The 14,704-nt window shown below is 36.5% G+C and carries 12 protein-coding genes; 4 read left to right on the top strand and 8 right to left on the bottom strand.

The window, feature by feature from the left end:
* Positions 1 to 5: 5 nt before the first annotated feature.
* Positions 6 to 2,174: a PTS transporter subunit IIBC gene (locus ACTJFD_RS03680; RefSeq protein ID WP_442259744.1), complete on the bottom strand. Its 2,169-nt coding sequence runs from the start codon at positions 2,172 to 2,174 to the stop codon at positions 6 to 8.
* A 212-nt stretch (positions 2,175 to 2,386) separates the two neighbouring features.
* Between ACTJFD_RS03680 and ACTJFD_RS03675 the strand changes: the two genes are divergently transcribed.
* From ACTJFD_RS03675 to ACTJFD_RS03660, 4 genes are all read left to right on the top strand, one after another.
* A complete protein-coding gene (locus ACTJFD_RS03675; protein WP_442259743.1) occupies positions 2,387 to 4,666 on the top strand; it encodes a glycoside hydrolase family 65 protein in 2,280 nt (759 codons plus the stop codon).
* A gap of 82 nt (positions 4,667 to 4,748) precedes the next feature.
* On the top strand, positions 4,749 to 5,408 hold the full coding sequence (gene pgmB, locus ACTJFD_RS03670; protein ID WP_442259742.1) for a beta-phosphoglucomutase: 660 nt from the start codon (positions 4,749 to 4,751) through the stop codon (positions 5,406 to 5,408).
* A 1-nt stretch (position 5,409) separates the two neighbouring features.
* Entirely contained in the window at positions 5,410 to 6,402 is a 993-nt protein-coding gene (locus tag ACTJFD_RS03665) for an aldose epimerase family protein (protein ID WP_442259741.1), read from the top strand.
* Between the two features lie 258 nt (positions 6,403 to 6,660).
* The gene (locus tag ACTJFD_RS03660) at positions 6,661 to 7,992 is read left to right on the top strand and encodes an FAD-dependent oxidoreductase (RefSeq protein ID WP_442259740.1); all 1,332 of its coding nucleotides are present in this window, start codon (positions 6,661 to 6,663) and stop codon (positions 7,990 to 7,992) included.
* 59 nt (positions 7,993 to 8,051) lie between these two features.
* On the opposite strand, the gene ACTJFD_RS03655 is transcribed toward ACTJFD_RS03660, so the two are convergent.
* The 7 genes from ACTJFD_RS03655 to ACTJFD_RS03625 all read right to left on the bottom strand — a co-directional run bounded on the left by ACTJFD_RS03655 (position 8,052) and on the right by ACTJFD_RS03625 (position 14,692).
* Positions 8,052 to 9,395, bottom strand: coding sequence for a PFL family protein (locus ACTJFD_RS03655; protein WP_442259739.1), 1,344 nt, complete (start codon positions 9,393 to 9,395; stop codon positions 8,052 to 8,054).
* 17 nt (positions 9,396 to 9,412) lie between these two features.
* The gene (locus ACTJFD_RS03650; RefSeq protein WP_442259738.1) at positions 9,413 to 9,682 is read right to left on the bottom strand and encodes an ACT domain-containing protein; all 270 of its coding nucleotides are present in this window, start codon (positions 9,680 to 9,682) and stop codon (positions 9,413 to 9,415) included.
* 189 nt (positions 9,683 to 9,871) lie between these two features.
* Entirely contained in the window at positions 9,872 to 10,921 is a 1,050-nt protein-coding gene (locus tag ACTJFD_RS03645) for a Gfo/Idh/MocA family protein (protein WP_442259737.1), read from the bottom strand.
* A 30-nt stretch (positions 10,922 to 10,951) separates the two neighbouring features.
* Positions 10,952 to 11,920, bottom strand: a complete 969-nt coding sequence (locus tag ACTJFD_RS03640) for a sugar phosphate isomerase/epimerase family protein (protein ID WP_442259736.1) — start codon at positions 11,918 to 11,920, stop codon at positions 10,952 to 10,954.
* A 17-nt stretch (positions 11,921 to 11,937) separates the two neighbouring features.
* A complete protein-coding gene (locus ACTJFD_RS03635; RefSeq protein WP_442259735.1) occupies positions 11,938 to 12,648 on the bottom strand; it encodes a ThuA domain-containing protein in 711 nt (236 codons plus the stop codon).
* Between the two features lie 13 nt (positions 12,649 to 12,661).
* Positions 12,662 to 13,741, bottom strand: coding sequence for a Gfo/Idh/MocA family protein (locus ACTJFD_RS03630; RefSeq protein WP_442259734.1), 1,080 nt, complete (start codon positions 13,739 to 13,741; stop codon positions 12,662 to 12,664).
* A 75-nt stretch (positions 13,742 to 13,816) separates the two neighbouring features.
* Positions 13,817 to 14,692 carry an AraC family transcriptional regulator gene (locus tag ACTJFD_RS03625; protein ID WP_442259733.1) on the bottom strand — a complete coding sequence of 292 codons (876 nt, stop codon included), beginning with the start codon at positions 14,690 to 14,692 and terminating at the stop codon, positions 13,817 to 13,819.
* Positions 14,693 to 14,704 lie beyond the last annotated feature (12 nt).

Here is a 14,704-nt window from a genome sequence, read left to right as displayed (position 1 = left end):
TGACTTTAATATTGAACATTACCAATGACTTTTTTCTCAACTTGTTGCCCTAATTTAATTAAGTTAACTTTATCTATTCTATCACTATTTGTGAATACTACAATGATTGATGTACCTTTGCCTTCTGCTTTAACTTTTCCCCAATCACAGGTTGCTAACACCTCTCCTTGTATCACCTCTTGGCCTTCTTTCACTCTTATATCGAAAGCAGTTTCTTTTAATTCAACTGTATCAATTCCCATGTGAATTAGAATTTCTAAGCCATCCACTGTTTTCAAACCAATCGCATGTTTTGTTGGGAAAATCGTAACAACTGTCCCGCTCATTGGTGCCACAACATCATTGGCTGTTGGATTAACCGCAAATCCATCACCTAACATTTTTTGTGAGAAGACTTGATCGTCAACTTTTTCTAAAGGAATCACATCTCCTGTAGCCACAGCGACTAAATCTGCTGTTTGATTTCTCTTTGTTGTTTCAAGTTCTGCTTCGGGTATTGGTTGAACAACTGTCGTTTCTGGTATTTCTGTTCCCGAATCTAATAAATCTTGAATATCCGATTTTATCACATCTGCTTTAGGTCCGTAAACCGCTTGAACGCCATTATCTTTCATAATTAAGCCCATTGCTCCAGCTTGCTTCCAAGCAACTTCATTCCCCACTAGATTTCTGTCACGAACAGTCACACGCAATCGTGTCATACAGGCATCCACGTCAACAATATTTTGTTTACCACCTAATAAATTGATAATTGAAACAATTTGCGGATCAAGCTCACCGGCTTTAACCATCGTCTTTGTTTCACCAGTATCTGCACCATCATAGTTACCATTTCGGCCCGGTGTCGCATAATTAAATTTCTTAATCAAGAAACTTGATAAGAAGTAAGTCAGCACACCATAGATAATAACAACGACAATAAAATTAATTAAATCCCGACCTAATCCTGCTTTTAAGGCAATCGGAACACGTGTTAAGAGTTCAATATTTCCAAATGAATGGAGTCTTAAATTAATAATGTCAGCCATAGCAAATGCCGTTCCTTGCAAGAGCGCATAAACGACATACAACGGCACAGCCGCAAACATAAACATAAATTCTAAAGGCTCAGTCACCCCTGTTAAAAAGACAGCTAATGCCGCAGAGACATACATTGATTTGTATTGATGACGTTTATCTGCATCAACATTACGATACATAGCCAAAGTCAAGCCCATTAAAATACCAGTGGCGCCAATCATTTGCCCTACTTTAAAACGTGCTGGCGTCCAATGATTTAAAACATAGTTATATTGTTCCATATTACTTGGATCATATAAGTTAACCAAATCTGTTGCCCAAGCCAACCATAATGGATCTTGGCCATAAACAAAGGTTCCTGCGTTCACTCCCGATAGTATTTCATAGGTCCCACCCAGTTGAGTATAATTTATTGGTATCGTTAACATATGATGTAAACCAAAGGGAAGTAACAAGCGTTCCAAAGTTCCATATAAGAAAGGCGCTAAAATCGGCGCACTATCTTGTGATTGAGCAATCCATAATCCGAAATTATTAATACTTGCTTGGATTGTTGGCCAAACGACTGCCAATATCAACGAAATAATCACAGACCATAAAATCACAACGAAAGGAACAAAACGTTTTCCATTAAAAAAAGATAACGCATCTGGTAACTTACGATAATTATAATATTTATTATAAGCCATTGCACCAACAAAACCTGCGATAATCCCTACAAACACTCCCATATTTAGCGCTGGTGCTTCTAAAACACTCGTAAAAAAACCTTTAATCATGATTTTCGTACCAAATAGCGTATGAGTAAAAGCTTTTTCATCCAATAACATTTCATTCGTAACTCCGAAAATCGCTCCGGTGATACGGTTGATTAAAATAAAGGAAATACCTGCAGCAAATGCTCCTCCTGCACGTTCCTTCGCCCAACTCCCACCAATAGCTAATGCAAAAAGAATATGTAAATTACTAATAATTGCCCAACCAATATTTTCTATTACACCACCAGTCGTCACTAACGGAGCTAGCTCGGGACTAATTAACGGGATTGTTTTTCCAATACTAATCATCAACCCTGCTGCTGGCATTACGGCAACAACTACCATTAATGCTTTACCGAACTTCTGCCAAAATTCAAAACTAAATATCTTTTTCATTATTTCACCTTCTTCGTATATTCCGATTACTTCTTAACGCAATCGGTTGCATTAAACAGTATATTCCCTATTTTTAAAGTTGTAAACAACCTTTCTCCATCTTCTATAAATTGTTACCAGTAACATCTTTTCTATTTTATCGTTTAACTATTGCTTTCGCAAACGTTTGCGTTTATGATGAAAACGAAAAGAGTTTAAGGAGGAATTATAAAGTGAAACATTTAAAAAGATTATTCAACACAGATCCCTGGATTTTAAGCACAGATCAACTTCATCTAGATGATATTCGCCTACAAGAATCATTAACCAGTATCGGTAACGGTTATATGGGCATGCGTGGTAATTTTGAAGAAGGTTTTAGTAAAGATCATCATCAAGGATCTTACTTAGCTGGTATTTGGTATCCTGATAAAACTCGTGTCGGTTGGTGGAAAAATGGCTATCCTGACTATTTTGGAAAAGTCATTAATTCAATCAACTTTATTGCAATGGATCTTTACATTAATGAGACAAAAATTGATTTAGCGACGCTTCCTGTAGAAAACTTTTATCAAGCACTTGATATGCAACACGGGCTTTTATCTCGTCGCTTCACGGTTAAGTTAGGTCAAGTCACTGCTGAAATTTCTTTTGAGCGTTTTTTAAGTATCGTGACTAAAGAATTAGGTGTGATTGAACTTAAAATCACTCTTTTAGAAGGCGATGCCACTGTTAAAGTTGTCTCTAAATTAGATAATAATGTTCAAAATGAAGATAGTAATTATGAAGAAATGTTTTGGAATGAGCGCCAAATTGGAACCTCTGCTCAAGGCTATGCTTTTGTAACCACACAAACCATTCCTAATAATTTCGATATTGAACAGTTCTCAATTACAGCAATGATGTCTCATGAAGCAACCATCAAAAGTCAAGCTGAACAAACATTTGAACCTCTTCTAGCAAGTGAAACTTTTGCTTATGAACTAACTAAAGGTGACACATTAGAACTAACTAAAAAAGTAATTATTATTACTAGTCGTGATATTCCTGAGACAGAACAAGTCAAAACAGCAGAAAAACTAATGGAAACAATCAATGCAACACCAATCACTACTCAGAAAGAAAATCATCAGGCTGAATGGAAAAAACGCTGGGAACTATCCGACGTTGTGATTGAAGGTGACGCCGAAGCACAACAAGGGATTCGTTTTAACCTTTTCCAATTATTTTCAACTTATTATGGTGAAGATGAACGTTTAAACATTGGTCCGAAAGGATTTACCGGTGAAAAATATGGGGGTGCTACTTATTGGGATACCGAAGCTTATGCTGTTCCTTTATATTTGGCTTTAGCAGATCCTAGTGTCACTAAAAACCTCTTAAAATATCGTCACAATCAATTACCACAAGCACAACATAACGCACGTCAACAAGGTTTGAAAGGTGCCCTTTACCCGATGGTGACCTTTACTGGCGTTGAGTGTCATAACGAATGGGAAATTACCTTTGAAGAAATCCATCGGAATGGTGCGATTGCTTATGCGATTTATAATTATACCAATTATACTGGTGATACTGAATACTTACAAACGGAAGGGTTAGAAGTTTTAGTTGAAATTGCTCGTTTTTGGGCTGATCGTGTTCATTATTCTAAACGGAATCAAAAATACATGATTCATGGTGTAACCGGTCCAAATGAATATGAAAACAATGTCAATAATAACTGGTACACGAATCTAATTGCTACCTGGGTTCTAAAATATACTTTGGAAGCTTACCGTTCTTTTGAGGACGTTACAACTGTCAAAATTGAAACTAAAGAAGCAGAAAAATGGGAAGAAATCATCGCAAATATGTATTACCCAACAGATGAAGAACTCGGTGTTTTTGTTCAACATGATACTTTCTTAGACAAAGAATTGATGCCTGTCACTGATTTAGCAGCTGAGGATGTGCCTTTAAATCAAAATTGGTCTTGGGATCATATCTTACGTTCATGTTTTATCAAACAAGCAGATGTCTTACAAGGAATTTATTTCTTTAACAATCAATTTTCAATAGAAGAAAAACGCCGCAACTTTGATTTCTATGAGCCAATGACGGTTCACGAATCTTCGCTTTCACCATGTATCCATTCAATTTTAGCAGCTGAATTAGGCTTAGAAGAAAAAGCAGTTGAAATGTATCAAAGAACCGCACGTTTGGATCTAGATAATTACAACAATGATACAGAAGATGGCTTACATATCACGTCAATGACTGGTAGCTGGTTAGCTATCGTCCAAGGTTTCGCACAAATGAAAACCTTTGATGAAAGTTTAAGCTTTGCTCCTTTCCTACCTTCTCAGTGGGATAAATATGCTTTCCATATTACTTATCGCGGTCGTTTACTCCATATTACGATTAATAATGATGTCACAGTACGCTTACTAGAAGGGCAGCCTTTAGAAATAACAATTTACAACCAAGCTTATTCATTAGAAACAAAAATAACAGTTCCCTTAAAAAAATAAATTGATTTAATTTAAAAGCAAAAGAACTGTGTCAGACTCTCCTCGTTTGATACAGTTTTTTTCCAAAGGAAGGATGATTAGAATGTTTAAAGGTGTTTTATTTGATTTAGATGGTGTCATTACGGATACTGCGGAATATCATTACCACGCATGGAAAAAACTGGCAAATGACTTAGGAATTGACATGGATAGAGAGTTTAACGAAAAACTTAAAGGTGTTAGTCGTGAGGATTCTTTACGTCTTATTTTAGAACATGGCAAACAAACAGAGTCTATTTCAACAGAAGAATTTACCAGACTGGCTAAAGAAAAAAACGAAAATTATATTGAGATGATTCAAAGTTTTTCTGGCAAAGATATCTTCCCTGGTATTTTAAACTTACTAAAAGAATTGAAAGAGAATAATATCAAAATAGCCCTTGCTTCTGCAAGTAAAAACGGGCCTATGCTTTTAGATAAAATGCAAATTAGTGATTACTTTGATGCGATTGTTGATCCCGCTTCTGTCCCTGCTGGTAAACCAGCTCCTGATATCTTCATTGCTGCCGCTAAAGCTTTAGGTTTAAAAGATGATGAATGTATTGGTATCGAAGATTCTCAAGCTGGGATAGCAGCAATTAAAGCAAGTGGTGCTTTTCCGATTGGTGTTGGTCAGGCAACTGATTTAGGTAGTGACATTATCTTAGTTGACAAAACAGATCAATTGACCTACGCTTTTCTTAAAACGACTTGGAGTGAGTAACATGATTAAGTATTCAATCAAAAAAGATCCAGCAACTAATATTGATTTTATTACTTTAGAAAATGGAACACTAAAAGCGACTTTTCTAAATTTCGGCGCTCGAATGTATGAATTTTTCGCGCCTGATAAAAATGGTCTTTCCGAAAATATTTTTCTAAGCATTCAACCCAAATATCTCTTAGACGATCCAGCTCAATTTGGTGCCCTTGTTGGCCCTGTTGCTGGTCGTATAAAAAAAGGGCAATGGAAAGAACATCAATTTGAACTGAATAATGGTCAAAATCATTTACATGGCGGTTCAAAAGGATGGTGGAACCAATTTTGGGATTATCAAGTTGAAGAACACGAAAAAAGTATCTCTGTCACTTTCAAGCTGATTGATACTAGCTCTGGTTATCCTGGTCCAATTAAAATAAGTAATACTTACGAATTAACGACAGATGCGATTATCATGACGACACATTGCATCTCTGATCAGGATACTATCGTTAATCCGACAAACCATGTTTACTTTAATTTATCAGGCAATGCAAAACGGGACATTACCTCACATATTTTACAAATCAATGCTCGCAAATTATTAGAAACAGATACAGAGCTAATCCCAACTGGCCAAGTCTTACCAGTTGCCGGTACACCTTATGATTTTTCAAAAGGAAACTCTTTAAAGGAGGCTCTCATCAAGATCCCTGCTGGAATTGATGATGCTTTTTGGTTAGACGATAAAAGTCCTCAAATTATTTTATCCGAACAAGAAAGTGGACGAAGAGTTACCATCTCTGGAAATCGTCAAGCAGTTGTTGTCTTTACAGCTACTGGACTCGATTTAGATTTACCCATGACTTTTGGTGACAACATGCATTCTCAAGCTGGAATTGCACTTGAAACTCAAGAACTTCCTGATATCGTAAACCATCCGGAATGGGGCTCGATTGACCTCAAAAACAGTGAAGAAAAAGTTTTTCAAACCATTTATCAAGTCACTACTTTTTAAATAAATTAATCCTCCGCTTTTTTATCGGAGGGTTTTTAAAATTCTTTTTTCACAAACTGATGTCTTCACTGTTCATTTTTTAACTAAAAAAACAAGTAACGTTAAATAATTCTAGTTTTTTTCACAAAGTTGGTTAGAGATAACGACCGTCATTCACAAGCATAATAATCGTCACTACTCCTTCTCTTTGCTATATTTTTCGTAGGTCACATGGTTATGCTCGTTTGTGATACTTTGAATTAAATGAGGTTGAAATATATGAAAGTTGTTGTCGTTGGGTGTACCCATGCAGGTACATCGGCTGTTAAACAAATTGTCGCTCAACATCCAGATGCTGAGATTACTATCTATGAACGAAATAATAATATCTCTTTCTTATCGTGTGGTATTGCTCTTTATGTTGGCGGTGTCGTTAAAAACCCTGAAGAGTTATTTTACTCAAATCCTGAGGAGTTAACTTCTCTAGGTACTACTGTAAAAATGGAGCATAATGTGATAGCCATTGATACGGTCAAACAAACCGTAACTGCTGAAGATTTAAAGACTGGTCAACAAGAAACAGTAGCTTACGATAAATTAGTTATGACGACAGGTTCATGGCCAATTGTCCCACCTATTCCTGGTATTGATTCTAAACATGTCTTTTTATGTAAAAACTATAATCAGGCAAATGAAATAATCAAACATTCGGCTGAAGCTAAAAAAATAGTCGTTGTTGGTGGTGGCTACATCGGTATCGAGTTAGTAGAAGCTTTTATTGAGAATGGCAAAGATGTTACTTTAATTGATGGTGTCGATCGAATTTTAAATAAGTACCTTGACCAACCATTTACAGATATTCTAGAACAAGAACTTGTGGAAAAAGGAGCGACTTTAGCCCTTGGTGAAAATGTACAAACGATTGAAGAAACAGCAAATGGCGTTGTCGTAGCTACTGCTTCTCAGCATTTCGAAGCGGATATGGTGATTATGTGTGTTGGTTTCAAACCGTCAACTGAACTACTACAAGGGAAAGTTGAGATGTTACCTAACGGCGCTATTATCGTCGATGAGTATATGAAAACAAGCGTTCCCAGTATTTTTGCAGCTGGAGATAGTGCGGTCGTTCATTATAATCCGACACAATCACATCGCTATATTCCCTTAGCAACTAACGCTGTTCGTCAAGGTCTACTAATCGGCGCTAACTTAAAAGAAGATCGTTTAGCTTATCGTGGTACTCAAGGCACTTCTGGTCTTTATCTTTTTGGTTGGAAAATTGGATCAACAGGACTGACCTTAGAAAGTGCACGTGCTGAAGGTTTAGATGTCGATGCCGCTTATCTTGAAGATAACTATCGGCCTGAATTCATGCCAACAACTGAAAAAATAACGATGCAACTCGTTTATGAGAAAGAAAGCAAACGCATTGTTGGCGGACAATTAATTTCAAAATACGATATTACACAATCGGCCAATACACTCTCTTTGGCGATTCAAAATCAAATGACGGTCGAAGACTTAGCAATCACAGATTTCTTCTTCCAACCTCATTTTAATCGTCCTTGGAACTATTTAAATCTTTTAGCTCAAGAAGCTTTAAAAAAATAATGAGATAAAGAGGCTGTTCTTTTGGAATCAGCCTCTTTATCTCATTAAATAACCGTTTTTTAGTTTTTAAAAGAATGAATCGGTGCCGGAATACGACCACCTCGTGCGATAAAATCAGAAGAACCATATTTATTAATTGGCATCACTGGAGCACGACCTAATAAACCACCAAACTCAACCATTTCACCTACTTTTTTACCAAAAGCTGGAATCAAACGTACGGCCGTTGTTTTATTATTAATCACACCAATAGCAGCTTCATCAGCAATCATAGCTGAAATCGTTGCTGCTGAGGTTTCACCTGGAATGGCAATCATATCTAGTCCAACCGAACAAATTGCTGTCATCGCCTCTAGTTTATCCAATGACAAGGCACCATTATTAACTGCATTGATCATCCCAATGTCTTCTGATACAGGAATAAAAGCACCTGATAAACCACCTACATGACCACAAGCCATGACGCCCCCTTTTTTCACTGCATCATTTAATAAAGCTAGTGCTGCGGTTGTTCCATGAGTACCTACTGATTCTAAGCCCATCTCTTCTAAAATATGACCCACCGAATCACCGACAGCAGGGGTTGGGGCTAGTGACAAATCGACAATTCCAAAAGGAACATCCAACTCTTTAGACGCTAACTGACCTACTAACTGCCCCATGCGCGTGATTTTAAATGCCGTTTTCTTAACCGTTTCGGCCACAACATCAAAGGATTCACCTTTGACTTTTTCTAAGGCTCTTTGAACGACTCCAGGACCACTGACACCAACGTTAATCACACAATCGGCTTCACCTACTCCATGAAAGGCACCGGCCATAAAAGGATTATCTTCAACAGCATTTGCAAATACAACTAATTTAGCACAGCCCATATCAGATTGATTGGCTGTTTCTTTAATGATTTCACCCATCTCTTTAACTGCATCCATATTAATACCAGATTTTGTACAACCGATATTGACAGAAGCACACACGCGGTCAGTCTTAGCCAATGCCTCTGGTATCGATTGAATCAAGAGATGATCACCTTTAGTATAGCCTTTTTGAACCAGTGCTGAAAAACCACCCACAAAATCAACACCGATTTCTTTCGCTACTTTATCTAACACTTCAGCAAACATTACATAATCATCAACCTCACTCGCTCCTGCAACAATTGCAATCGGAGTAACAGATACTCTTTTATTGATAATTGGAATACCATACTCTGCTTCAATTTTTTGAACAACTTCAACCAAGCGACCTGCTTTTGTCTTTATCTTTTGATAAATCTTTTCACACGCCTTCTCAGCATTTGCATCAATACAATCTAAAAGTGATATTCCCATTGTCACTGTCCGAATATCCAATTTTTCTTCCTCAATCATTCTAATCGTTTCGACTACTTGATTTATTTCCATATCCTTAGATTCCCCCTCTATAATTGATGCATCGCTTGAAATAAGTCTTCTCTTTGTAAACGAATAGTAACCCCTAATTTCTTTTCAAGCTTTTTAAATTGTGTTTGCGCTTCAGCAATATCAACTGTTGAATCTGTTATATCGACCATCATCATCATCGTGAAATTTTCTTCCATAATCGTTTGAGAGATATCTAAAATATTAATATTTAATTCTTGCAATAACTGACTAACACTGGCAACAATCCCAACTTTATCCATTCCAATAACCGTTAAAATAGCTTTCATCTCGTGACCTACCTTTTCATTTTTATTCATTGTAGCATATTTTGTGAGAGGTTTCGCAAATAAAAAAATACCCTTAAAGTAGTTTTCCACTTGCATGATGAAATACAAAATAAAATGATCCGAATATAAATTAAAGCACTAAAACAGAGCTTTCATACTCTACTTTAGTGCTTTAGCTTATTCTATTTTTTAAAAATGGAGAACGGTTTGCTTTTCATGTGCTTCGAAGATTGACTCAATTAGTTTCAGAATCGTCATTACTTCTGTATTTTTAACAATTGGAGTCGCTCCATTGCGAATACAATCATAAAAATTAGCATAAATCTCATCAAAATCAGCCGTTATTTTAGGTAATGGTAAGGTGGTAGTCGCCTCTTCTGATGGCGGTGCCATCGTCTTCGTCAAACCTTGTCCAGCTTGAATCGGTGTTAAATTATGATGGTCAATTTCCCCTGTCTGTTTAACCAAACGACCTGACAAATCCCAATCTTCAATAATTGCTGTTCCTTCAATTCCTTTAGCATACCAACGAGGGAGCTTAACAAAATTAGAAGTCCCGACTTCAATTAAAGCACGCACACCATTTTCAAAGGTTAAATAGGTTATAAAACCATCATCGACTTCATCACCTAAAACAAAACTCAAATCAGCTGCCACACTCTTAACAGGACTATCGACCATAAATAGCATTTGGTCAAGCAAGTGAACGCCCCAATCAAGTAACATACCTCCACCTTGTTCTTTTAGATGACGCCAATCACCAGGGATTCCATTTGCACCATGAACACGTGATTCAAGTTGGAATAAATCCCCAATTGATTTATTTTGATATAACTCACGAATAATTAAGAAGTCATCATCCCAACGGCGATTTTGATGAACCATAAATGTTTTATTTTCTTTTTCAGCAACCGCCAAGACACTTTCAAGTTCATCACTTGACATCATAACTGGCTTCTCACACATAACATGTTTGCCTGCCTTTAATGCTGTAACAGCTAAATCATGATGTGAATCATTAGGTGTTGCGATTAAAACGGCTTCGATTTTTTTATCAGCTAACGCTTCTTCCAACGTTTCATAAACGTTAAAGCCTTCTGACTGAGCAGCACTTCTTTTTTTAGAATCGATATCATACACACCAAAAACATTGACATTTTCAGCTTCTTTAATCAATCCACGTGCATGATAACTACCCATTCCTCCAAAACCAATAACTAGCATTTCGAGTTGTTTCATTCTTAATTTCCCCCAGATTTTAAAAGTTGTTTACGCCCACCACATCTCAGAAGGTTGCTCTTTAATCATAATAGAACGTAAATTAGTCACCGCACGTCCAAAGCCTTCTTCAATCGACATAATTGGATCTTCGTGTTCGATACTTAAAACATAGTCATAATTGTATAAACGTAAAGCACTGATAATATTTGACCATTCTTCCATACTATGACCACAGCCTACCGAACGGAAAGTCCACGAACGCGTTTGAACATTGCTATAAGGTTGCATATCAGTCAGACCATACATATTGATATTTTCTTGATCTAAATAAGTATCCTTTGCATGGAAATGATGAATCGCATTCTCACGACCCAAAATTTTAATAGCACCCACTGGATCAATTCCTTGCCACCACATATGTGATGGGTCTAAGTTACAACCTATATTTTTTCCTGCAGCATCACGTAATTTCAACATTGTATATGGCGTATGTAACAAGAAACCACCATGTAATTCAATTCCGATTTTCACACCTGCTGTATCACATTCTTGATTAATTTCTTTCCAATAAGGAATTAGTTTTTTCTCCCATTGGTAGTTATAAATATCTGTATAGTCGGTTGGCCACGGTAAAACCGGCCAGTTAACACTCGTATCGGTTTCATTTCCTCCAGCAATTCCTGAGAAGCCATTCACAACTGGAACATTCATTAATGAAGCTAGCTTGATCGTCTTACGTAGTAATTCATCGCCTTCTTTTGCTTCAGCAGTTTTCGGTGAAATTGGATTATGATGGGCACTAAAGGCACTAATCCCTAAGCCTTTATCATCTAATTTAGCTTGATATTCTCGTCGAGCATCACTACTTACTAGTAATTTATCCACATCACAGTGGGCACTACCAGGTGAACCTCCCGTTCCAATTTCAACCATATCTAGCCCTTTTTCAGCTACTTTTTCAATCATTTCATCAAAATTCAAATTATTATATAATGGTGTAAATACGCCTAATTTCATCTTATTTCTACTCCTTTTTATAATTTTTCAAGTGGCTCATGATTTCCATAAGTCGGGTAAGTATTTTCAGTTGGATGACACCAATGAACCGCATTTTTAATCACACGTTGGACTTGTGGATTGTAATAAGAAGGATACGTTTCATGTCCCGGTTGGAAGTAAAAAATCTTACCATTTCCTCGGCGATAAGTGCAACCACCACGGAAAACTTCCCCACCTTGATACCAATTAATAAAAATTAATTCATCTGGTGCTGGAATATCAAAATGTTCACCATACATTTCTTCTCTTTCAAGTTCAATATATTCGCCAATCCCTTCAACAATCGGATGGCTTGGATTAACATTCCAAATACGGCATTTTTCATTAGCTTCACGCCATTTCAAATCACAACTGGTTCCCATTAATTTCATAAAAATTTTGGACATGTGTGCCGAATGTAACACAATTAAGCCCATTCCTTCAAGTACACGTTGATGGACACGGTTGACAATCTCATCTTGAACTTCATGATGCGCTAAATGCCCCCACCATAATAAGACATCTGTGTCATTTAAAACGTCTTCTGTCAAACCATGTTCAATTTCATCTAAAGTCGCTGTCCTGACTTTAAAATCATCTTTCAGAAAGTTTTTTAATTGATTATGAATACCTTCTGGATAAACTGATTGAACTTCTTTATCTGTCTTTTCGTGACGATATTCATTCCAAACTGTGACATTAATCATTTAATATCCCTCCTTATTTATCTAGAAAAACAGGTTGATTTGTTTTAGCTGATTTATAAATTGCCTCTAAAATTTCAGTGACGACTAAGGCTTCTTCTGGCTTAACGACTGGATCAGTATCCGTCAAAATCGCATTAATCCATGATTTAGCTTCAGTAACCGCTGGGTCAGAACCTTCACCATCATAAAAATCAACACCGCCCGTTTCTAATTCGACTTTACGCTCATAAAGTAAGCCCCGGTCCTCGCCGTTGATTGTCAATCCATCACGCATATCTGCTCCACCTTTTGTTCCTGATAATTCCGTTTGTGCTTCACCAACATTTAACGTATTCAATGCCCAACTTGACTCTAAAATAATAGTGGCTCCATTTTCCATCGTTATAAAACCAAATGCAGAATCTTCAACTGTAAATTTTTCAGGATCCCAAGGTCCCCAAGCATTCGCAGCATTTTTTGTTTTTGATAATTGATGATAGGTATTTCCTACAACATATTTTGGTTTATAGTTGTTCATCATCCATAAAGTTAAATCTAAAGCATGCGTTCCAATATCAATCAATGGACCTCCACCTTGCGCTTCTTCATCTAAAAAAACACCCCATGTCGGAACTGCACGGCGACGGATCGCATGTGCTTTTCCTAGGTAAATATCACCTAGTTCTCCATCCGCACAGACTTCATGTAAATACTCAGAATCTGTTCTAAAACGATTTTGATAACCAATAGTCAGTTTTTTTCCTGTTCTTTTACAAGCTTCTAACATTTGACGTGCTTCTTCACTCGTTTTTGCCATTGGTTTTTCACACATCACGTGCTTACCTGATTCCATACCTGCAATTGAAATCTCAGCATGTGAATTATTCGGTGTACAAACATGGACTAAATCAATCGTTTGATCTGCCAATAATTCTAAATAGTCAGTATAAACTTTAGCATCATTTGAACCATACTCTTCTTTTGCTTTTTCAGCACGTTCTTTCTCGATATCACAAAAAGCCACCATTTCGACTTCTTCTAATTTACTTAGCGCTGGCATATGTTTACCATTCGCAATACCACCACAACCAATAATCCCAATTTTTAATGTCATAAAAAAACCCCCATCACTTGTTTTGTTAAATTCATTCTACAAAACATTGATAAGGTTTTCTTCCTACAATCTTAGTTAATTATTCCCGATTATTGTCTTATGATATTTCAAAGGGGATAAACCAACTTGCTCTTTAAAAACATGATGAAATGTTTTAACACTATTAAATCCTGATCGTTCGGCCACTTCAATCATCGGGACTTTCTCATGCCCTAAAATATATTTAGCTTGATTAATTCGATACTCATTTAAAAACTGCATAAAGGTTTGACCCGTATTTTTTTTAAAAAATCTTGAAAAATAATAAGGACTAAAGCCAATATGCTTCGCGATTTCTTCCAAAGTCACTCCCTCGATATAATGGCTCTCAATATACGAAAAGATGGCATTCAAGCGCTCTAACGTCTCTTGGTGATGAACGGCTTCAACAAAATTTCCAAATTGCATTTTTTTTTCTTTTTTCGGAACTTTGCGATAATAGGTAACCAACCATTGATTCAAATAGCCAATTATCGCATACTCGTAACCTTGTTTTTTTTCTACCATTTCCTGTGCTAATCGAAGTAAGATATCAACCAAGTAGTCACTTACTTCATATGGCCAACGACGACTATGATTTTCTCCTTCTTCAAATAAACGAAGTAATTCATTCTCTTGGTATTCTTTTAAAAAAGTTTCTCTAAAAATGGAGAGATTAAATTGAAAAACTAAACGATTACTCCCTGGTGAGGCTAAAAAATAATGTGATTCACCACTTCCAAAAATAAAAACTTCACCCTTATGGACTTGAACCAATTGACCATCATAACCAATATTAACTGAACCTTCTAAAACATAAATAATCTCAATCTCTTTATGCCAATGAGGTGCAACAATAATTTCGCCCTCATTTTCAAATGAGCGAAAAGGAAAGGTTAATGGCCATTCTGGAAACTCTAAATATAAGCTCAAAGGCTCTTCCTC

The sequence above is a fragment of the Vagococcus sp. genome (assembly GCF_052102835.1).
Taxonomy (GTDB): Bacteria; Bacillota; Bacilli; order Lactobacillales; family Vagococcaceae; genus Vagococcus.
Note: the sequence above shows the minus strand (reverse complement) of the source record. Positions and strands in the feature narration are given on the sequence as shown.

What these genes read in the sequence shown, in the direction of transcription:
- ACTJFD_RS03680 (WP_442259744.1), bottom strand. Translation starts at nt 2,174, where the DNA reads ATGAAAAAGATATTTAGTTTTGAATTTTGGCAGAAGTTCGGTAAAGCA.
- pgmB (WP_442259742.1), top strand. Translation starts at nt 4,749, where the DNA reads ATGTTTAAAGGTGTTTTATTTGATTTAGATGGTGTCATTACGGATACT.
- ACTJFD_RS03665 (WP_442259741.1), top strand. Translation starts at nt 5,410, where the DNA reads ATGATTAAGTATTCAATCAAAAAAGATCCAGCAACTAATATTGATTTT.
- ACTJFD_RS03660 (WP_442259740.1), top strand. Translation starts at nt 6,661, where the DNA reads ATGAAAGTTGTTGTCGTTGGGTGTACCCATGCAGGTACATCGGCTGTT.
- ACTJFD_RS03655 (WP_442259739.1), bottom strand. Translation starts at nt 9,395, where the DNA reads ATGGAAATAAATCAAGTAGTCGAAACGATTAGAATGATTGAGGAAGAA.
- ACTJFD_RS03650 (WP_442259738.1), bottom strand. Translation starts at nt 9,682, where the DNA reads ATGAAAGCTATTTTAACGGTTATTGGAATGGATAAAGTTGGGATTGTT.
- ACTJFD_RS03645 (WP_442259737.1), bottom strand. Translation starts at nt 10,921, where the DNA reads ATGAAACAACTCGAAATGCTAGTTATTGGTTTTGGAGGAATGGGTAGT.
- ACTJFD_RS03640 (WP_442259736.1), bottom strand. Translation starts at nt 11,920, where the DNA reads ATGAAATTAGGCGTATTTACACCATTATATAATAATTTGAATTTTGAT.
- ACTJFD_RS03635 (WP_442259735.1), bottom strand. Translation starts at nt 12,648, where the DNA reads ATGATTAATGTCACAGTTTGGAATGAATATCGTCACGAAAAGACAGAT.
- ACTJFD_RS03630 (WP_442259734.1), bottom strand. Translation starts at nt 13,741, where the DNA reads ATGACATTAAAAATTGGGATTATTGGTTGTGGTGGTATTGCGAATGGT.